Annotated in this window: 16 protein-coding genes; 11 read left to right on the top strand and 5 right to left on the bottom strand. The window is 34.2% G+C overall.

Going from position 1 to position 22240, the window contains the following annotated elements; translation table 11 throughout:
* Positions 1–116: 116 nt before the first annotated feature.
* Positions 117–1136, top strand: a complete 1020-nt coding sequence (locus OIU83_RS05590) for a substrate-binding domain-containing protein (protein ID WP_319005349.1) — start codon at positions 117–119, stop codon at positions 1134–1136.
* Between the two features lie 328 nt (positions 1137–1464).
* Here the strand turns inward: OIU83_RS05590 and OIU83_RS05585 are convergent, their stop codons facing one another.
* From OIU83_RS05585 to OIU83_RS05570, 4 genes are all read right to left on the bottom strand, one after another.
* On the bottom strand, positions 1465–2634 hold the full coding sequence (locus tag OIU83_RS05585) for a DUF4861 domain-containing protein (RefSeq protein WP_264205285.1): 1170 nt from the start codon (positions 2632–2634) through the stop codon (positions 1465–1467).
* 12 nt (positions 2635–2646) lie between these two features.
* Positions 2647–3441 (bottom strand): gluconate 5-dehydrogenase, encoded by a 795-nt coding sequence (locus OIU83_RS05580; RefSeq protein WP_264205284.1) that lies wholly within the window; start codon positions 3439–3441, stop codon positions 2647–2649.
* Positions 3442–3446: 5 nt separating this feature from the next.
* Positions 3447–4286 carry a 5-dehydro-4-deoxy-D-glucuronate isomerase gene (gene kduI, locus OIU83_RS05575; RefSeq protein WP_264205283.1) on the bottom strand — a complete coding sequence of 280 codons (840 nt, stop codon included), beginning with the start codon at positions 4284–4286 and terminating at the stop codon, positions 3447–3449.
* Between the two features lie 228 nt (positions 4287–4514).
* The gene (locus OIU83_RS05570; protein ID WP_264205282.1) at positions 4515–5459 is read right to left on the bottom strand and encodes an alpha/beta hydrolase; all 945 of its coding nucleotides are present in this window, start codon (positions 5457–5459) and stop codon (positions 4515–4517) included.
* Positions 5460–5818: 359 nt separating this feature from the next.
* Between OIU83_RS05570 and OIU83_RS05565 the strand changes: the two genes are divergently transcribed.
* The 8 genes from OIU83_RS05565 (at position 5819) to OIU83_RS05530 (ending at position 15946) form a co-directional block, all read left to right on the top strand.
* Entirely contained in the window at positions 5819–7264 is a 1446-nt protein-coding gene (locus OIU83_RS05565; protein WP_264205281.1) for an MFS transporter, read from the top strand.
* 261 nt (positions 7265–7525) lie between these two features.
* Positions 7526–8362, top strand: coding sequence for a 5-dehydro-4-deoxy-D-glucuronate isomerase (gene kduI, locus OIU83_RS05560; protein ID WP_264205280.1), 837 nt, complete (start codon positions 7526–7528; stop codon positions 8360–8362).
* Positions 8363–8368: 6 nt separating this feature from the next.
* Positions 8369–9151, top strand: a complete 783-nt coding sequence (locus OIU83_RS05555) for a gluconate 5-dehydrogenase (RefSeq protein ID WP_264205279.1) — start codon at positions 8369–8371, stop codon at positions 9149–9151.
* Between the two features lie 20 nt (positions 9152–9171).
* Entirely contained in the window at positions 9172–10578 is a 1407-nt protein-coding gene (gene uxaC, locus OIU83_RS05550) for a glucuronate isomerase (RefSeq protein ID WP_264205278.1), read from the top strand.
* Positions 10579–10886: 308 nt separating this feature from the next.
* The gene (locus tag OIU83_RS05545; protein WP_264205277.1) at positions 10887–11909 is read left to right on the top strand and encodes a sugar kinase; all 1023 of its coding nucleotides are present in this window, start codon (positions 10887–10889) and stop codon (positions 11907–11909) included.
* 11 nt (positions 11910–11920) lie between these two features.
* Positions 11921–12589, top strand: a complete 669-nt coding sequence (locus OIU83_RS05540; protein ID WP_035628393.1) for a bifunctional 4-hydroxy-2-oxoglutarate aldolase/2-dehydro-3-deoxy-phosphogluconate aldolase — start codon at positions 11921–11923, stop codon at positions 12587–12589.
* 271 nt (positions 12590–12860) lie between these two features.
* Positions 12861–14309, top strand: a complete 1449-nt coding sequence (locus tag OIU83_RS05535) for a tagaturonate reductase (RefSeq protein ID WP_264205276.1) — start codon at positions 12861–12863, stop codon at positions 14307–14309.
* Between the two features lie 20 nt (positions 14310–14329).
* Positions 14330–15946, top strand: a complete 1617-nt coding sequence (locus OIU83_RS05530; RefSeq protein WP_264205275.1) for a UxaA family hydrolase — start codon at positions 14330–14332, stop codon at positions 15944–15946.
* A 276-nt stretch (positions 15947–16222) separates the two neighbouring features.
* On the opposite strand, the gene OIU83_RS05525 is transcribed toward OIU83_RS05530, so the two are convergent.
* A complete protein-coding gene (locus OIU83_RS05525) occupies positions 16223–17251 on the bottom strand; it encodes a LacI family DNA-binding transcriptional regulator (RefSeq protein ID WP_264205274.1) in 1029 nt (342 codons plus the stop codon).
* A 288-nt stretch (positions 17252–17539) separates the two neighbouring features.
* Here OIU83_RS05525 and OIU83_RS05520 point away from each other — a divergent pair, with 288 nt between their 5' ends.
* Together OIU83_RS05520 and OIU83_RS05515 are read left to right on the top strand one after the other, a co-directional pair.
* Entirely contained in the window at positions 17540–18973 is a 1434-nt protein-coding gene (locus OIU83_RS05520; RefSeq protein ID WP_264205273.1) for a glycoside hydrolase family 28 protein, read from the top strand.
* A gap of 43 nt (positions 18974–19016) precedes the next feature.
* Positions 19017–22226 carry a SusC/RagA family TonB-linked outer membrane protein gene (locus OIU83_RS05515; RefSeq protein WP_264205272.1) on the top strand — a complete coding sequence of 1070 codons (3210 nt, stop codon included), beginning with the start codon at positions 19017–19019 and terminating at the stop codon, positions 22224–22226.
* Positions 22227–22240 lie beyond the last annotated feature (14 nt).

Below are 22240 nucleotides of genomic sequence, written 5' to 3'. Positions count from 1 at the left end.
TACGCACACGGGTTGTTACAAATGTATATAAAAAGTTAACTAAAACAAGTTATCTTCAATAAAAAAAAATTAAATTTACATTTTAACAAGATTATTTTAACTTAAAGACTACTAATATCATAACGATAAAAAAAATAGCAGAATTAGCTAATGTATCACCAGGAACGGTGGACAGAATCATTCATAATCGGGGACAGGTTACTCAGGATAATGTGGATAAAGTAAATGCTATAATTGAGAAGTATGGTTACAAAAGAAACATACTAGCGAGCAATCTTGCATTGAATAAAAAATTCCATTTTGCTGTGTTTCTTCCCAAATATGAAAATCTGGAATATTGGAAAAGTCAAATAGCAGGAATAGAAAAAGCTGCTTTAGAATTTGGCAAATTTGGAGTTGTCCTGGATTATTTTTTCTACAATTTTAATGTAATTTCTTTCAAAGAATCTTTTAATAAAGTAATGAATTTTGATTGTGACGGATTGTTATTTGCACCAATTTTTCACGATGAATCGGTTAATTTTCTTAACGAATACAAAAAGAAAAATATTCCGATTGTGATGATTGATTCTAATATTAGTAGCAATCAGGAACACGCTTATATAGGTCAGGATGCTTTTCAGAGTGGTTATTTGGCAGGAAGGCTTATTAGCTTTGCTGTAAAAAATGAAAGGCAAGTATTAATTTTTAAAATTACCAGAGAAATAGAAAGTACTTCGGTTTATTTGCAACGCATTAATGGTTTCTATTCTTTTTTTAAAGATCATGATGAACTCACCAATTTTAAATTCTCGGAAGTAACTATCAAAGATTCTGGAATAAATCAATTAAACACAGAAATGTTCTCAGGGATTAATAGTGTTTTTGTTCCTAATTCCAGAGCCTATATTGTAGCTAGATTTTTGCATGAAAACAATATAAAAGGTGTTCGAATTATTGGTTATGACTTACTTAAAGAAAATATTGAATACCTAAATAAGGGAGTAATCGATTTTTTAATCAACCAAAGACCTGAAGAACAAGGTTATATGGGAATCAATTATTTGTATAAGAAATTGGTACTCCAAGAGCCAGTAGAGAATATACATTATATTCCGCTAGAGATAATTTTGAAAGAGAATTATTCGGGGGTTTAGGAAAGGAGGTTCAGAGGAGCAAAGGTTCAGAGGAGCAAAGGTTCAAAGGTTCAAAGGAGCAAGGGGATTCAAAGATTATTAGGATGTGCTTACGCACAAACTAACCCCAATATTGTCAGGCTGACCGGAGTCGAAGCCCCATATCGCCCTTCGACTCCGCTCAGGATGACATACACATAAAAAAGTACTGTTTCTCCACAATCTAGGAATCGTAGAGGCGCACCGCAGTGCGTCTCAACACAGAGATTTACAATATTACAAGAAAATTTGCCACAGTTTAAATTGATTTAATCTTTTAAAATCATTTAATCTGTGGCAAGAAAATATTTTACTTCTTCACTTTCACTACAAGTGGGTTATTTATCTTTTTAGCAAACGTACTTAAATAGGTTTCCCATTCTTGTTTTGTTTGGAATGGGCTTCCTTTTTTCCATCCAAAACCTGCATAATAAACTGTTTTACTATCCTTTACAGCTAGATTTGCGTAAAGGTTGCTTAAATCTTTATTGTTGGTTATGTAGTTGTCAAATCCAGTTAAAGTATTTTTTGGAGCAACTATTCCCATACCAATTTCAGAATCTTCAAGAGGTTCCCAATAACTCAACCAACCCTCTTTTACGTTGGTTCCGATTGTTCCTTTTTTATCATGAAGCGTTATTCCGGCAGCAATTGTTTTGGTACCTGTAATGGCAATTTCAAAGCGAGATAAATAACTTCCGTAATCCAAGCTAATAGTTTTCGATTCTGTTATTTTATTTCCTTTAGCATCCCAATCGGCATAAGTAAGAATAAAACTAGTTCTAATTGGTCCTGTAGTTATGGTTTTCCAAGTGACGAAATTTTTAGAGAAATAGTATTTCCCATCTATATTTACTGCAATTCCACCAATTCCGCGGCTATCTCCCACATGAAAATTATCTAAACCTTCACCAGTATCTTTATGATACGTTCCAGTTCCTAAAGTTGCTTTCTCGTACCATTTATTAATAATAGGATATTCAACTCTTTTTAGCCAAGCATCAATTCCACTAGTTAGAGTTCCGCCTGCTACCTTATCTTCGACCATTTTTTGAGCAACGGGACCGTAAGTTCTAAAAGCTACTTTGTTGTTTTCCCAAGCATAATCGTCAGTTCTTTCGGGAACAAATCTCGAGTAACAGTTTATAGTTTTTGGTGTTGGTGGAGTAGTGGTAGGCAAAACGTTAAATTCTTTATGAGAAGAAGCTTTTATCTTAGGCTGAAACAATAATACATCTGCAATACCATCGCCATCATTATCTACAGATTGGCTGTCTAAAATTATGTCACTATTACTTTCTTTTACAATATAATTTTCAAGTTTCGCTGTAGCGGATAAACCAAGAGCCTTTTTGGTTAGTTCTATCGTTTCAAATTCCCGATCTATTGGGAGAGAATTGGTAACCGTAATTGTTTTGTTTTGAGAATGAACAGCAAAACTACTCGCTAGAATTGCGGTTAATAAAAGATGTTTTTTCAAAATATAAATGTTTTAATTTTCATTAGATGGTTTACCAATCGTAGCCAAAATTCCGCCATCGACATATAAAATATGACCATTGACAAAATCACTTGCTTTGGATGATAAAAAGATTGCAGCTCCAGCCAAATCGCTTGGTTCTCCCCATTTGGCAGCAGGAGTTCGGCTGATTATAAAATCGTTAAAAGGATGTCCGTCTACGCGAATGGGTTTTGTTTGTTCGGTAGCAAAATAACCAGGTCCAATTCCGTTTATTTGTACGTTGTATTTCGCCCATTCTGTAGCCATGTTTTTAGTCAGCATTTTCAAACCACCTTTTGCAGCAGCATAAGCTCCAACAGTATTGCGACCTAACTCACTCATCATTGAGCAAATATTAATGATTTTGCCTTGTCGTCTTTCAATCATTCCTTTGGCAACGTGTTTAGAAACTATAAAAGGAGAAACTAAATCGATGTCGATTACCTCTTTAAAATCATCTACTTCCATATCTATAAGAGGAATACGTTTTATGATTCCGGCGTTATTAATAAGTATATCGATTGGACCTACTTCGTCTTGAATTTTCTTTACAGCTGTTATGACTTCTTGTTCGCTCGTTACATTAAATTTATATCCTACGGCATGAATTCCTTCTTGTTGAAGTTCTTTTACAGCATCGTCAATTTTTTGTTGCGAAGAGTTTCCGTTTATGATAATCGTTGCTCCAGCCTGACCCAATCCTTTTGCCATTGCCATTCCTAAACCATGTGTACTACCAGTAATCAGAGCAATTTTTCCTTTTATATCAAATAATGAGTTTATCATATTGTTTATCTTAAATCGGTTATTTTACATACATCCATATCGCCATAATCTAGGTTTTCTCCTGCCATTCCCCAAATAAAAGTATAATTAGAAGTTCCAGAACCCGAATGTATCGACCAAGGCGGAGAAATCACAGCCTGATGATTATTCATCCAGATATGTCGTGTTTCCTGTGGTTCGCCCATAAAATGACAAACGGCTTGGTTTTCGGGAATATCGAGGTAAAAATAGACTTCCATTCGGCGGTCATGTACATGCGCTGGCATGGTGTTCCAAACGCTTCCAGTTTTTAATTCCGTCATTCCCATTTGCAATTGGCAAGTAGTTACGATTCCGCCAATAATCATTTGGTTTACAGTTCTATGATTAGCCGTTTCCATTGTTCCGAGTTGCAATTTATTGGCTTCAGCCAAACTTACTTTTTTGGTTGGATGTTGCGTATGTGCAGGAGCAGAGTTTAAATAAAACAAAGCAAGATTTTCGGGATTATCACTTTTGAAGATGACTTCTTTATTTCCGCTCCCAATATAAAGTGCATCTTTATGTCCAAGCTCATAGGTTGTTCCGTCAACTTCTACAGATCCTTTTGAGCCAACATTTATAATTCCTAATTCTCTTCTTTCCAGAAAATATTCAGCTTTTAATGGATCAATAGTTTCTAGTTTTAGCGGAGAAACTGGAACGACAGAACCAGCAATATAGCGGTCATAATGAGAGTAGGTGAGAGTGATTTCGCCTTTCTTCATTAGATTATCTATTAAAAATTCGCTTCTTAATTGTGCAGTATCATATTGCTTAACGGCTTGCGGACTCGAAGCATATCTTGATTCGTAGGATAGTGACATTTTATTTATTTTTTGATTATAATAATTATTTTACGATTTAATAAATTTACAACTGTAATAGAACATAATAATACGCAAAGAGTGTAATTATGTACAGTTTGTTGGTAATGAGTATGTTGTGGGGTTTTGTTTTTTGCCACAGATTAAAAAAATTAAATGGATTTATAAAAGTTCTAAAAATCAGTTTCAGTCTTGTCTCTCACATCTTTCATCTTTCATCTTCACACTTTACAAATACCCATTAGCCTTCAACCACTCCATACAATCTTTTGTCCAAAACCGACTTGTATCTTTTACGCCTAAACCAAATCCGTGTCCGCCTTTTTCGTATAAATGTAATTCGGCAGAAACTTTATTGTTTTTGAGTGCCAGATAATAATTGATGCTATTTTCAGATGGAACAACAGTATCATCGGTTGCGTGAACAAGAAAAGCGTGAGGTGTTTCGGGAGTTACTCTTTTTTCGTTGGAGAATTTATCTATTAATTCCTGAGAAGGATTTGCTCCCAATAAATTAGTCTGAGATCCTTTATGAGTAACTTCATTGGTCATGCATATTACAGGATAAATCAATAACGAAAAACTAGGTCTTGCACTAGTGGTATTATCTGTTTTGTACACGATATCATTATATTGTGTTGATAGCGTCGATGCCAAATGTCCTCCTGCAGAAAATCCTATAACGCCGATTTTATCAGAATCTAAACCCCATTGACTGGCATTTTTTCGAATAAAGCGCATTGCTTCTTGTGCATCTTGCAATGGCCCTATTGTTTTGTCTTTCATAATCAAATTGCTTGGTAATCTATATTTTAATACAAAAGCTGTAATTCCTAGCGAGTTGAACCATTTTGCCACTTTTGCACCTTCTTTATCTATTGATAAATGCGAATATCCACCACCGGGAAGAATCAATACCGATGTTCCATTTTGTTTTATTTCTTTAGGCAAGTATATGGCTAATGTTGGGATTGTAACAAAGCTAACACCTGTTATGATGCCATCTTTTAATGTTTCTTTTTCTTGATAATTTGGTGCATTTATAGCGTCTGGAATACTAGTTGCCCAAAGCGGAATAACTTTATCCTGAGCGTATAGCGGAGTTCCAATTTTAAAGAATAGCATTAGGATTATAAATGGAGTATAATTCCTGAAGTTGGTGTTGTTTTTCATTTTTGATAAGGTTTTAATTTATACTTCGCAAAGCCGTATAATCACGAAGAAAATAATCAACATAAATCCCCTTTACTTGTGGTTATATATTGTAATTTTTAGACTCAATTGAACTGTTTTTCTATATAACTTCATTTAACAAATATATTAGTTAATGCGCACTTAAGAGCTAGTTTTTTTATGCTATATGTTTATTTAAATAGATTATTCAAAAAAATATTTAAATTATTTGCTAAGTTAGTATTAAAAACTATATTTGTGCAATCGATTACATTAAAATTTATTTCTGCCTAAATTTTGAAATTTATCAGCATAAATAAAGAGAATAATTTTTTAACTATCCATAATAAACCAAAACCATGAACCAAACCACTAAATCCACTGGAAAGTATCGCTGGAGTATATGTGCATTGTTATTTTTTGCTACAACAATCAATTATTTAGACAGACAAGTTCTCTCTTTGACATGGAGTGATTATATCGCGCCTGAGTTTCATTGGACAAACAATGATTATGGAAACATCACTGCTTTATTTTCTATATTTTATGCTGTTTCTTTATTGTTTGCTGGAAGATTTGTGGATTGGTTAGATACTAAAAGAGGATTTCTTTGGGCAATCGGAATTTGGTCTTTTGGAGCTTGTTTGCATGCATTTTGCGGTATTGCAACTTCAGGAATAATAACTGGTAATTGGTTTGTAGGATTTGAAGGTTCTAAAGAAATTATTAGTTCTATAAATGATACAGGAATGGTAATAAACGTGAGTGTTACGCTGTTTATTTTTGCCCGTTTTATTTTGGCAATAGGAGAGGCGGGAAATTTTCCTGCAGCGATAAAAACTACAGCCGAATATTTTCCTAAAAAAGACAGAGCTTTCTCAACAAGTATATTTAATGCAGGTGCTACCGTTGGTGCATTGGCAGCACCAATATCAATTCCGTTTATAGCTAAATCTTTTGGTTGGGAAATGGCATTTATTATTATAGGAGCATTAGGTTTTGTTTGGATGGGATTTTGGGTTTTGATGTACGATAAACCAGAAAGACACCCGAAAGTTTGTGCTGCAGAGTTAGAATATATTCAGCAAGACGATATTGCCGACAGTAAACTTGAAGGTTATGTTCCTGCAACGACTACCAAAGTATCTTTTGTAGATTGTTTTAAGTACAGACAAACATGGGCTTTTGCTTTTGGGAAGTTTATGACCGATGGTGTTTGGTGGTTTTTCTTATTCTGGACACCAGCTTATTTAAGCTCCGTTTACGGAATGGATTCTACCCAAGCAGCTTTGCCATTATTTGTTTTATACATGATAACATTACTTTCGATTATTGGCGGTTGGTTACCCACTTATTTTGTCGAAAAGAAAGGAATGAACCCGTATGAAGGCAGGATGAGAGCCATGTTAATTTTTGCATTCTTTCCGTTATTAGCATTAATTGCTCAGCCATTAGGATATATAAGTTATTGGTTGCCAGTAATTATTATTGGTATTTCGGGAGCAGCACACCAATCTTGGTCGGCTAATATATTTACAACAGTAGGGGATATGTTTCCTAAAAAAGCAATCGCAACCATTACAGGTATTGGCGGATTAGCTGGAGGTGTTGGCTCTACAATAATCAATAAAGGATCAGGATTATTGTTTGATTACAGTAAAGAAACCAATATGTCCTTTATGGGCTTTCACGGAATCGAAGCTGGATATTTTATCATTTTCTCTATTTGTGCCATTTGTTACTTAACAGGTTGGACGGTAATGAAGCTTTTAGTACCAAAATATGCACCTATCACTGATTTATAATAATAAATTATGTCGTTGGAGTAATTTTTAAGCACATAGTAGCATAGAATTTTCTAGTCCTAAAAAGGCGTTTCACTTATTTATAAACACAAAGATTATTATGTGAAAGAAATGTGTTTCTTTTTTGAGTCCTTTTTACATATAAAATCTATGTTTTTATGTTGTAGAGAACAAACATTTTTGAAATTACGCCCAATGAATTATGACTAATTAGAATATATTACGTAGTTTTGTAATCGATTACATTTTTAAATAGAAATTATGACAAACTTTGAATTTAGATACGCGACAAACCCAACAGATTTTAAGAAGTATGGTACTGACGAATTAAGAGCTCAGTTTTTAATAGAGAAGCTATTCATCGAAAACCAAATTCAGCTTACGTATTCTATGTATGATAGATACATTGTTGGTGGAATCATGCCAGTAGGAAAAGTGTTGAAATTAGAAACGATTCCATATTTAAAATCAGAGAATTTTCTAGACAGAAGAGAGTTAGGAATTATAAACGTTGGAGGAAAAGGAACCGTAACTGTAGATGGAGAAGTATTCGAATTAGATAAAAAAGAAGCTTTATATGTAGGTCAGGGTTGCAAAGAAGTTTTGTTTGCAAGTGCCAATGGAGAACAAGCTTTGTTTTATATCAACTCAGCTCCGGCTCATGCAAAATTTCCAAATAAAAAAGTAGGTAAAGAAAACGCCGAAGTAATTCAGTTAGGAGAAGAAAAGACAGCCAATCGCAGGGTTTTAAATAAATTGATTGTGAACAGCATTGTTCAGACATGCCAGTTGCAAATGGGATTAACAGAGTTATTACCAGGAAATGTTTGGAACACAATGCCAGCTCACACACATGACAGAAGGATGGAAGCGTATTTTTATTTTGATCTGGAAGCACCACAAACCATTTGTCATTTCCTTGGAGAAATGCAAAACACACGCCATATTTTCATGCAAAATCATCAGGCAGTTTTATCCCCAGAATGGTCTATTCACTCTGGAGCGGGAACATCTAACTATTCTTTTATATGGGGAATGGCGGGAGAAAATTTGGATTACGGAGATATGGACATCGTTGCACCAAACGAATTAAAATAAAGCATCATGAAGTTATTTGATTTAAGCAATAAAAGAGCCTTAATAACTGGAGGAACACATGGTCTGGGTATGGCTATGGCCGAAGGTTTGGCACAAGCTGGAGCAGAACTTGTAATTAGCAGCACAACGCCAAGCAAATTAGAAGAAGCGCTTGCGTATTACAAAAGTAAAGGATACAAAGCATCAGGATATATTTTTGATGTAACGGATGAAAAAATTGTTGCAGAACAAATCGAAGCAATCGAGAAGAATCAAGGACCAATTCATATTTTGGTAAACAATGCAGGAATCATTAAGAGAGAGCCTGCGGTAAGTATGCCAATCGAAGATTTTCGTTGTGTTATAGATGTTGATTTAGTTGGAGCTTTTATCATGTCGCAATTAGTGGGACGAAAAATGATTGAGCGTAACGAAGGCAAAATCATTAATATTTGCTCGATGATGAGTGAGTTAGGACGAAATAGTGTTTCTGCTTACGCTGCCGCAAAAGGAGGATTAAAAATGCTTACCAAAAACTTAGCTACAGAATGGGCTAAACACAATATTCAGGTTAACGGAATAGGGCCGGGTTATTTTGCTACTTCGCAAACGGAACCTATTCGCGTAGACGGAAATCCATTTAATGAATTTATTATAAGCCGGACGCCTGCCGGACGTTGGGGAGACCCAGAAGATTTAGCTGGAACGGCAGTTTTCTTAGCTTCTGAAGCTAGCCGATTTGTAAACGGTCAAATCATATATGTTGATGGTGGAATATTAGCCACAATCGGAAAACCATCAAACGAATAATCACTTTTTAAATTACTAGTATGAGCGCTACTCAACCTTTTATAAACGATAATTTTTTACTTGAAAATAAATTCGCCGAAGAATTATATCATAATTACTCCAAGAATCAACCGATAATAGATTACCATAATCACCTGAATCCGCAATTTATTGCTGAGAATAAAATTTTTGAAAACATAACTCAGGTTTGGATAAATGGCGATCACTACAAATGGCGTGCTATGCGTACATTAGGCATTAATGAGCAATTTATAACAGGAAATGGTTCTGATAAAGATAAATTCATGAACTGGGCAAAAACAGTTCCGTACACGATGCGTAACCCTTTATATCATTGGACACACTTAGAACTAGCTCGTTATTTTGATATTTATGATTTATTGAATGAGAAATCGGCAGAGAGAATATATATCGAAACGTCGGAGAAAATAAATTCAGAATCATATAGCACACAAAACTTACTTAAAAAAGTAAATGCCGAAGTGGTTTGTACAACCGAAGATCCAATTGATAATTTAGAATACCATCAAAAACTAGCCAAGTACCCTATAGGAACTAAGATGAGTACCGCTTTTAGACCTGATAAAGCAATCTTAATTTCTAATGATGGTTACAATCAATACATTGATACGCTGGGAGAAGTTGCCGGAATTACAATTAGTTCTTATACTGATTTATGCAGCGCTTTAAAAAACAGAATTGAATATTTTGCCAAAAATGGTTGCAAACTTAGTGATCATGGACTAGATCAAATTTACTTTGAAAACTTCACTGAAAACGAGATTAATTCCATCTTCAAAAAGAAAAGAGAAAATCAAGCAATTACACCTGATGAAGCCTTGAAATTTCAAAGTGCAGTATTGTTATTCTTGTCCGAAACCTATCACGAGTTTGGTTGGGTACAACAATTTCACTTAGGAGCATTGCGAAATAATAATGCAAGAATGCACAGGATTTTAGGACCAGATACAGGCTGGGATTCTATAGGGGATTATCCGCAAGCGCAAAAGTTATCTTCATTTTTAAATGCATTAGATAGTAAAGATAAATTAACTAAAACAATCATTTACAACTTGAATCCTGCCGATAATGAAGTTATGGCAACGATGATAGGGAATTTTAACGATGGTAGTATAAAAGGGAAAGTGCAGTTTGGATCAGGATGGTGGTTTCTAGACCAAAAAGACGGAATGACCAAGCAATTAAACGCTCTTTCGAACATGGGATTAATTAGTTGTTTTATAGGAATGCTAACCGATTCCAGAAGCTTTTTATCGTTCCCAAGACACGAATATTTCCGACGTATTCTTTGTAATCTTTTAGGAGACGAAATAAAACGTGGAGAACTTCCTAATGATATGGAATGGATAGGAAAAATGGTTCAGGATATCTCTTATAATAACGCAAAAGAATATTTTAAGTTTTAAAGGTTAATTAACCAGAAAGTCTGCAAAAAATTAAACCATTAAGAGATTAAGAAAAATTAAGGGTTTGAGTTTAAAAGAATGAAAAGAATTGGATTGTGAAAAAATTAACCGCAAAGTTCACAAAGATTTACGCAAAGTCCGCAATTTCGAAGCTTGCGTGATAAAATCCTTTTAAGCTGTGGTAAAAAACATCAATAAGGCTAAATCTTAATTTTTCTTAATGTCTTAATGGTTCCAAACTTTGCGGACTTTGCGTAAATCTTTGCGCCCTTAGCGGTTAAATTATCTTAATGGTAAATAAAAACAATATGAATAAAGTAGTTGCATTCGGTGAAATTATGTTACGTCTTTCGACAGAAAGGCATCTTCGTTTTTCTCAAGCTAAAACATTTGGATCCAATTATGGCGGAGGCGAATTTAATGTTTGTGTGTCTTTGGCTAATTATGGTTTAAATGCTGAGTTTGTTACCAGATTACCCGAAAACGAAATTGGCGCTTCGGCAGTAAAAGAAATGCGAAAAATGAACGTGGCATCCCAAAATATAATTTATGGAGGAGAACGTTTAGGTATTTATTTTCTTGAAACAGGAGCTGGAACACGAGGAAGTAATGTCGTTTATGACCGTGCTCATAGCTCGATGGCAACTATTGAAAAAGGATTAATCGATTGGGAGAAAGTTTTAGAAGGTGCAAATTGGTTTCATTGGAGTGGAATTACTCCAGCGATTTCTCAAAGCGCTGCCGAAGCTTGTCTAGAAGCTATTAAAGTAGCTCATAAAATAGGAATTCCTATTTCATGCGATTTAAATTATAGATCAAAATTATGGCAATATGGCAAAGCTCCAAGTGATGTTATGCCAGAGATGTTACAATACAGCAATGTTATTTTAGGAGATATTGATACGGCTTATTTCATGCTCGGAATCCCTAAAGTAAATCCGAATTATCAGGATGAGAAATCACTTCCTGTTTTGTACAGCAAGTTATTCGAATTGATTCCGAATTTAAAAACTGTAGCTACAACATTACGTTATTCTGTAAGTGCATCTCACCAGAGAATTGGCGGTGTTTTGTTTAACGGAAAAGCGATTTATCATGCTGCAGTACAAGAGGTAACACCTGTTGTAGATCGTGTAGGTAGTGGTGATGCCTTTATGGGCGGATTAATTTACGGATTACTAGAATACCCAAATAATAACCAAAGAGCATTAGATTTTGCAGTTGCGGCTTGTTGCTTAAAACATACCATTGCAGGCGATTATAATTTGGTTACGTTAAAAGAAGTTGAAAATATGCTAGATGGTAATTCGGCAGGATTAGTATCAAGATAAATAATATAAAAATGGCAAAATATTCAAGAATAGAAGTAGCAACAACGATGAAAGAAAACGGTATGATTCCGCTGTTTTTTCATTCGGATATAGAGCTAAGTAAGAAAGTATTAAAAGCCTGTTACGATGGAGGTTCTCGATTAATGGAATTTACAAGCCGAGGCGATTTTGCTTTTGAAGTATTTGGTGCTTTAAATAAATACGCTTTGGCTGAATTGCCCGGAATGATTCTGGGTGTAGGATCAGTAACCGATGCTGCAGCAGCTTCGTTATACATGCAATTGGGAGCAAATTTTATTGTAACACCAGTACTTAGAGAAGATATTGCAATAGCTTGTAATCGTCGTAAAGTATTATGGTCACCAGGTTGCGGCACACTTACTGAGATTGCCAGAGCCGAAGAATTAGGCTGCGAAATCGTAAAATTATTTCCTGCAGATACCTATGGACCAGAATTTATAAAAGGAATAAAAGGACCATCGCCCTGGACGAGTATTATGCCTACGGGCGGAGTTTTTCCAACCGAAGAAAGTTTGTCATCCTGGTTAAATGCAGGGGCTACTTGCGTTGGACTTGGTTCGCAATTAATATCAAAAGAAATATTAGATAAGAATGATTTTGAAGGACTAAAAAACAAAGTCAGCGAAGTACTTGAGATTATAAAAAAAATTAGAAAATAAAATACGGAATAGCGATTCCTAAAGATTGTTTTTAAATGTTTTTTTGATTTTTAAGTTGTAATAGAACATTATTCTTGTAGAATAAAACCTGCCAGTCCTCACAACAAGTTTTGTTTGTAACAGGCATAATGTTTCTTTTACAACTGAAAGTAATCGTTCCTGTAAGGTTTTTATAACCTTATAGGTATGATAATTAATAGCATAATACCTAACAGGTTTTTAAAACCTGTTAGGATAATAATATAGAATTACAACACTTTAAGTTATAATAATGAAAAAACTAAATAGAGAAAATATAGGATTATCCGATAGACTTCCAATAAAAATTGTTCAATTTGGAGAAGGGAATTTTTTGAGAGCATTTGTAGAATTTGCTTTTCAGAAACTGAATCAAGATGCCAATTTTAATGCAGGAATTGCTGTTGTACAACCTATCGACAAAGGTTTGGTAAATATGATTAATGATCAAGACGGCTTGTACACATTATTCATGAAAGGGATAAAAAAAGGAGAAGAAATTCAGGAAAAAGAATTGATTACCAATATCGTAAAAGCAATAGATCCTTATGCTTCTTTTAATGAGTTTTTGGCTTTGGCCAAAGAAGAAGAATTAGCTTTTATCATTTCTAATACTACCGAAGCAGGTATAGAGTATATCGCTAGTGATAAACCAACAATGCAACCACCAGTATCATTTCCGGCTAAATTAACGGTGCTTTTACATGAAAGATTCAAGCATTTTAATGGCGATAAATCTAAAGGGTTAACGATTATTCCTTGTGAATTAATCAATTATAACTCGGATACTTTAAAAGAAATTATATTAAAATATTGTGCCGATTGGAGTCTGGAAGTAGATTTTACTTTATGGCTTTTAAATCATTGTACTTTTCATAATACACTGGTAGATCGTATTGTTCCGGGTTATCCAAAAGATCAAATCGAAGAATATAATAGTCAGTTGGATTACTCCGATAATTTGATTGTAAGTGCTGAAACATTCTTTTTATGGGTTATTGAAGGGGATGATAAATTGAAAGCAAAACTTCCGTTTGAGAAAACCAATCTCGATGTAAAGATTGTAGCTGATATGCAACCATACAGAACTCGAAAAGTTCGAATTTTAAATGGTGCACATACCGCAATGGTTCCGTTTTCTATCCTTTATGGAAATGAAACGGTAAAAGAAACAGTTGACAATCCGTTTACTGGAGCTTTTGTAAATAAAGCCGTTTTTGATGAAATAAACGAAACATTAAACATGGATAAGGACGAATTAATAAGCTTCTCTGATGAAGTATTGGATCGTTTTAGAAACCCATTTATCAAGCATTTATTATCTAGTATTGCATTGAACTCTATTTCGAAATTTAAAGTTCGTGTTTTGCCAAGTTTAGTCGAATATGTTGCAATTCACAACAAGCTTCCAATTCATTTAACGTTTGCTTTTGCTTGTTTGATTCGTTTTTATAAAGGCACTTGGCAAAACCAAACTTTACCAATTAATGATAGTGATGATATTGTAAGTACATTTAGTGAAATATGGAAATCTGATGATTATTATAAAATTGCAACCCTAGTATTACAAAATAAGAGTTTTTGGGATGAAGATTTAACATCGATTAAATCATTACAAGATGCGCTTGCAATTGCTTTATCTGAGATTGAATTAAACGGAATTGAGCAAGGTTTTATCAATTATGCAAAGAAATTAAAATAACAACCTCATACATTTTTACGATGCAAAAAAAATTAATAAAAGTTAATCCTACTGATAATGTAGCGGTAGCGTTAGTAAATCTAGTTGCTGGAGAAACTATTCAGTTTGAGGGAGAAACTATTGCTATAGTTTCCGATACCAAATCGAAGCATAAAATTGCTTTGTCTGATTTTGCGTCGGGCGAAAAAATTATTATGTACGGTGTTTTGGTTGGAAGAGCAAGTCAGACTATTGTAAAAGGCGATGTACTAACCATAAGTAATGTGAAACATGAAAGTGCTAAAGTATTCGAAAAAACAGAATCGATTGGATGGACTGTTCCTAATATCGATAAATGGAAAGACAGAACTTTTGATGGATATCATAGAGAAGATGGACAAGTAGGAACTGAAAATGTTTGGTTGTTTTTTCCATTGGTTTTTTGCGAAAACAGAAATATCGAAATATTAAAAGATATTTTCGAGAAGGAATTAATGAAGCCTAAAGAGAATGATTATCAGTTGTTATTGCGCTCTTTGGTAAAGTCTGAAAGTGGTGGCGCGAGTAATGAAGCCGCTTCTAATGATTCTAATTTATTCAATAATATCGAAGTAAAATTTATCACACATCAAGGCGGATGTGGTGGTATTCGTCAGGATTCGCATAGCTTGGCCAAATTGTTGGCTGGTTATGTAAATAATCCTAACGTGGCAGGAGCAACAGTATTGAGTCTGGGTTGTCAGAACTTGCAGATTCAGATTTTCAAAGATGCTTTAGACGAGATAAATCCTAATAGTACAAAGCCAGTTTTAATTTACGATCAGCAACAAATAGGAACTATCGAAGCAATGCTTAGTAGTGTTGTGAAAGACACATTTGAAGCGATTAAAAAAGCGAATGAATTACAACGTACTCCAGCTCCTTTGTCTAAATTAACAATTGGATTAGAATGTGGTGGATCTGATGGATTCTCAGGGATTTCGGCTAACCCAACACTTGGTATAACATCTGATTTATTGGCTGCTTTAGGAGGAACTACAATTCTTTCGGAATTTCCAGAATTATGTGGAGTAGAGCAGGAGTTAGTTAATCGTTGCGTAGAAGATGAGAGCGGAAAACGTTTCTTGGAATTGATGAAATGGTACGAGAAAACTGTTGTCGATGCAGGTTCAGGATTTGATATGAACCCATCACCAGGAAATATAAAAGACGGTTTAATTACCGATGCCATGAAATCGGCTGGTGCTGCCAAAAAAGGAGGGACTTCTCCAATTGTAGGTGTTTCGGATTACGGAGAATACATCACAAAACCAGGTTTAAACTTGCTCTGTACTCCAGGAAATGATGTAGAATGTACTACGGCAATGGTTGGTTCAGGCGCAAATATGGTTTTGTTTACAACAGGTCTAGGAACACCAACAGGAAACCCAATTGCACCAGTTGTAAAAATTTCATCAAACTCTGAGTTGGCTGCAAAAATGTCAGATATCATCGATATTGATACTGGCGGAATCATCACAGGAGAAAAAACTATTGAAGAAATGGGTGATGAAATGCTAGAGTTTATAATAAATGTAGCAAGCGGGAAGATAAAAACTAAAGCTGCGATTTTAAATCAAAACGATTTTATTCCTTGGAAACGTGGTGTTTCACTTTAGAATTGGTTCGTGGCTAAAAATTTAACCGCAAAGTTTGCAAAGATTTACGCAAAGAGCGCGAAGATTTGAACCATTAAGGGATTAAGAAAAGTTAAGTAAAAGACTATCAGAAATGATGGTCTTTTTTTGTTTAATTCTCATCCAATCTTGTCACTCTGAGGAACGAAGGGTTTCCGTGAGCATAGTTTTTGAACCATTAAGGTATTAAGAAAAATCAAGTCTCGTAAGAATAAGTCTTAACTTTTCTTAATCCCTTAATGGTAAAAGAAAAAAACATTAATGAGTAGTTCTTGCAGATGATTTACGAATGTGTAATTCAGGCTTCAGGACTACCTTTTTTTCTATCATGATTTTATCTGTTTTCTCCATTTGTTCTAAGAAAACACGAGCCGACATTTTTCCCATTTCTAGTGGAGATTGATCTACAGAAGTTATAGATAATTCCATGAATTTAGTAAAGGGTTCGTTACTAAAACCAGCAACACAAAAATCGGCTGGAATATTAATATCTCGGGCTCTTAATTCCTGAATAGCACCCAAAGCAGCAAAATCACTCGAAGAAAAGATTGCATCTGGCGGAATATCATACTGCATTAAAGTTTCTACAGCTTCTTTCCCTGCATCCACACTACTTTTGGATTGGATAACATATTTTTCATCAAATGTCATTCCGCTATCTAATAAGGCATGCTTGTAACCAAGAAGCCTGTTTTTGAAAATTTCCAGTGATAGATCTCCGGAAAAATGGGCAATACATTTACACCCTTGATCAATTAGATGTTTAGTTACCATATACCCACCTTTAAAGTCATCGATAGTTACAGAGCTAACTCCGTTGATGTCTTTTTTTCTATCAAAAAATATTAATGGAACGTTATTATTTACAATATTTCTAAAGGCGGCATCATTTTCATCGGTAACATCTGTAACCGACATTAAAATACCATCTACTTGTGCATCAAGTAAAGTATGTAAGTTTTCATTTTCTCTCTTTGGATTCTCATGGGTTTGGCAAATAATAACTTGGAAACCATGAGGATGTAATTCTTCTTCGATTCCTCGAATTACCGAAGCAAAAAAGTTACTATCTATACGAGGGACTATAACACCTATATTATTACTTCTTCCGCTTTGTAGCGCCAGAGCAAGTCTATTTTGCTTGTAGTTCATCGAAGCAGCAGTTTCCATAACTAACTTTCGCGTACTTTCTTTAATCTTAGGATTATTATTTAATGCTCTAGATACTGTAGCAGCAGTGATATTTAGTTTTTCAGCAATATCATAAATAGTTATTTTTTCGCTCATGCAGTAGTAGTTTTTATTGATGCGTTACAAAAATAAGAATTTTTTTATCATTATCAGTAGTAGTTGTTATCGATTACCTTATTTCTTTATTAAGGCTTTTAAATAAATATTATAATAATAAATTATGTATTTTTTTACACTAAGTATAATTTTATTTGTGATTAAAAATTAAATATACATTTTTTATCTAAATATATTTGGCGCATTCAAAGTAATTATATATTTTCGTGTAATCGATTACATTAATTATTTAATTGTTACCAAATAAATTTTAAAAATCTCATCTCAATGCTTATAAATAAATCAACACCAGTGAATACTAAATACATTTATCTAGTAATTATAGCTTTATTTTTATCGTGTATTTCGTCTTCAAAATTACATGCTCAAAAGAATCCTTGGAAGGAAATGGAAGAGATAATTCAAAAAATTCCTACGACAAAATTCCCTGATAAAAATTTTAACATAAATGAGTTTGGAGCAGTTGCAGATGGAGTAACAGATAATACTCTTGCGTTTAAAAAAGCAATTGAAGCTTGTGTTGTAAATGGTGGAGGAAAAGTAGTTGTGCCAAATGGAAAATACTTAACCGGAGCAATACATTTAGATAGTAATGTGAATTTGCATCTGGAAGATAATGCCGAGATTTTGTTTAGCACAAATTCTAAAGATTATCCGATAGTTCATACTTCATTTGAAGGTACAGAAGCGATGAATTATTCTCCTTTTATATATGCTTACAAAAAAACAAATGTTGCTGTAACTGGAAAAGGAACACTTAATGGTCAGTCGGGTATAAAAAACTGGTGGACTTGGGCAGGAAAAGGATATGGATGGGAAAAAGGAATGCCAAGTCAGAACGATCCACTTAATCGTCCGACATTGGTAGAAATGGGGGAAATAGGCACGCCTGTAGCCGAAAGAGTTTTTGGAGAAGGACATTATATACGCCCCAATTTCATGGAATTTTTCGAATGTAATACTGTTTTAGTAAAAGATGTAAAAATTATAGATGTGCCTTCATGGGTTATTCATCCAATGAAATCCAGAGATGTAATTGTTGATGGCGTAACTATAATAAGTCATGGCCCTAATAATGACGGTTGCGATCCGGAATATTCTCAAAATGTAATTATTAGAAACTGCACCTTTAATACTGGCGATGATTGTATTGCTATAAAATCGGGTAGAGACGGAGACGGAAGAAGAGTAGGGATTCCTAGTAAAAATATCATTGTTCAAAACTGTAAAATGATCGACGGTCATGGAGGTGTCGTAATGGGAAGTGAAATATCTGCGGGTGTAAGCAATGTTTTTGTTGAGAATTGTATCATGGATAGTCCTAATCTAGACAGAGCTATTAGAATAAAAACCAATTCGAAACGTGGTGGACTTACAGAGAATGTATATGTAAGAAATCTAGAAGTAGGAACTGTAAGCGAATGTGTTTTGAGAGTAACAATGTTTTATGATATCTATGGTAGCCAGATAGGAAACTTTATGCCTGCAATACGAAATATAAATCTTGAGAATATTAAAGTAAAAGATGGAGGAAAGTTTGGAATTCTAGCCGATGGATACGAGCAATCTCCTATAGAAAACATAACGTTTACTAATGTTACAATCGAGAAAGTAGGAGCGCCATATTCGCTTAAAAATGTAAAGAATGTAAAGTTTAATAATACCTATATCAATGGTACTAAGATGAAAAACATAAAATAACCAACCAATAAACAAATAAACCTTAACTATTAAAACCAAATTTATGAACAATAACCATTTATTAAAAAAAAGGGCAAAAAGTTATTTTGTCTGGACCTTTTTTCTGGTATTTCTTGTAAGCAATCAGATAATTGCTCAGAATGTATCAATAGAAGGTACCGTTAAAGATGCCGCAGGTTTAACCTTGCCGGGTGTAAATGTATTAGAAAAAGGTACAAAGAATGGGGTTTCTACCGATTTTGATGGACGTTATAAAATTAAGCTTTCAAATCCTAAAGCTGTGTTGACTTTTTCTTTTATAGGATTTAAAACGAAAGAAGTACCTCTTACAGGGAAAAATAAAATAGATATTATATTAAGTGAAGATTCTAATGCATTAAACGAAGTTGTCGTTGTAGGGTACGGAACTGTAAAGAAATCTGATTTAACAGGCGCTGTTTCTACTTTATCGGGTAATGATTTAAGAAAAACTCCTATTGCTAATGTTGCCGAAGCCTTAACAGGACGTTTGGCAGGGGTACAGGTAACATCATCGGAAGGGTCTCCAGATTCAGATATTAAAATTAGAATTCGTGGTGGAGGATCTTTAACACAAGATAGTTCTCCATTAATAATAGTCGATGGATTTCCAGTTAACAGTATTAGTGATATTTCTCCTTCGGATATTGAAACTCTTACAGTATTAAAAGATGCTTCATCTACTGCTATTTATGGTTCCAGAGGGGCTAATGGAGTTATTATTGTTACGACTAAAACAGGTAAAAACGGAAAAATAGCAGTAAGCTATAATATGTTCTATGGTATGAAAAAGATGGCAAAGGAAATTGATGTTCTTGAACCGGAAGATTTTGTAAAATGGCAATATGAATATGCTTTGCTTGCAAAAGATGTAAATTCATATGAGAAATATTTTGGTTCATGGAAAGATTATGACTTGTATAAAGGGGTAAAAGGAAATAATTGGCAGAAACAAATTTATGGTCGTACAGGAGAAGTACAAAGTCGTGATTTAGGAATACGTGGTGGTTCGGATAAAATTAATTATAATTTTAATTACGCCCATTATGATGAAAAAGCGATTATGTTAGGTTCTGATTACAAAAGAAATAACTTATCGTTTGCATTAAAAAACAAAGCCAGCGATAAAATTGACCTTGCCTTTACAATGCGTTATTCTAACACGGAAATTAATGGAGGTGGACTTAATGAGCAAAAAGAAGTATCCTCTGCAGATGCACGTTTGCGTCATAGTGTGGGTTACTCACCAATTCCATTACCAGGTTTAACAACAGATGATACAGATGAAGCGGTTTCGAGTTACTTGGTAAATCCTTTCGTATCTCTATCTGATAATAATCGTCAACAAATTAGAAAAAACTATAATATGTTAGGTAGTTTTTCATGGAAATTAATAGACAACCTTCAATTTAAGTCGGATATAGGATTGGATAATTATAATTATTTAGATTATCGTTTTTACGGACGCACTACTTATTATTCTAATAATAACCCTGCTGCCGAGAATCAAGGTATGCCAGCAATAACGATTGGTGATCGTAAAGATGTAAGATTTAGAAATGCTAATACTCTTAATTATGATTTTAAAAAGTTAATCGGTGTAAATCATAATTTAAAGCTTCTTGCAGGTGAAGAGATGATAAATTATCGTACAAATGAAGTGACTACTGCAATTCATGGTTTGCCAAAGTTTTTTGATTTTGAGCAATCTAAGATTCTTACTACTCAAGGAAAACCACAATCGGTAAATAATTATTACAGCCCGGATGATAAATTACTTTCCTTTTTTGGACGTGTGAATTATGATTTTAAAGATCGGTATCTTTTTACAGCTACTTTTCGTGCCGATGGCTCAAGTAAGTTCTTAGGTGATAATCGTTGGGGATATTTTCCAGCAGGTGCAATAGCATGGAAAATTTCTGAAGAGAGTTTCTTGAAAAATTCATCTTGGTTGAGTTTACTTAAACTTAGATTAAGTTATGGTCAGGCAGGAAATAATAATATTCCAACAGGGCAAACAGTTCAAAGTTTTGAGTCAACTAATTCTACTTGGATAAATGGTGTTAGTAATTATTGGGCACCATCTAAAATATTGGCTAACCCTAATTTAAAATGGGAAACTACAATAACACAAAATTTAGGATTAGACTTTGATTTTTTCAAAGGACGTATAAATGGTTCTGTAGAGGTGTATAAGAATATAACACAAGATCTTTTAATAAAATTCCCTGTACCAGGAACAGGATATGAGCACCAATATAGAAACATGGGTGAAACTCAAAACACTGGGATTGAAACTACAATAAATATAGTAGCAATAGAAAGACCAAAATACGGTTTAAGCTTTGCATTTAATATGGGGATAAACAAAAACCGTATTAATTCTCTAGGAGTTATGAATAATTTTGGGGATGCTACTAATTGGGCATCAACAGCAATTGGGAATGATTATGCAGTTAATGTAGGTCAGCCAATTGGTATAATGTATGGATACAAGAGTGCTGGTCGTTATGAAGTATCAGACTTTGATTATAACGGAACGACTTACACTTTGAAAGCAGGGGTACCTAGCAGCTCAACAATTGTAGGGCCAATAACTCCAGGTTCTATGAAATTAGAAGATGTTAATGGTGATGGCGTTGTAAATGCAAATGATCTTACGGTTATTGGAAATGCCAATCCAAAAAATACTGGAGGTATGGTAATTAATGCCAATGCTTATGGATTTGATCTTTCGGCGGCATTTAACTGGAGCATTGGAAATGATGTTTATAATGCCAATAAGATTGAATTTAACACATCAACACCAAACGGACAGTACAGAAATTTAGGTACAGAGATGGCCGATGGTACAAGATGGACAAATCTAGATCCTGCTTCGGGACAACTAGTAACAGATCCAGCTGCATTAACTGCACTTAATGCTAATACAACAATGTGGTCACCATACATGAGTCGCTATGTTTTTAGTGATTGGGCAGTTGAAGACGGTTCTTTTTTAAGGCTTAATACGCTTACATTAGGGTATACATCCCCAAATTCATTGACATCTGCAATGGGTATTTCTAAATTAAGATTTTATCTTACGGCGACAAATGTTTTTATTCTTACTAATTATTCAGGGCCAGATCCTGAGGTTTCAACAAGAAGAAATACGCCTCTAACTCCAGGTGTGGATTATTCAGCATATCCACGTAGCAGACAGTTTGTTTTTGGTTTAAACCTTAGTTTTTAATTAATAATTCTCAT

Source organism: Flavobacterium shii, from assembly GCF_025847235.1.
Classification (GTDB): domain Bacteria; phylum Bacteroidota; class Bacteroidia; order Flavobacteriales; family Flavobacteriaceae; genus Flavobacterium; species Flavobacterium shii.
The sequence above is the reverse complement of the archived record's forward strand: the minus strand, read 5'-3'. Positions and strand labels throughout refer to the sequence as shown.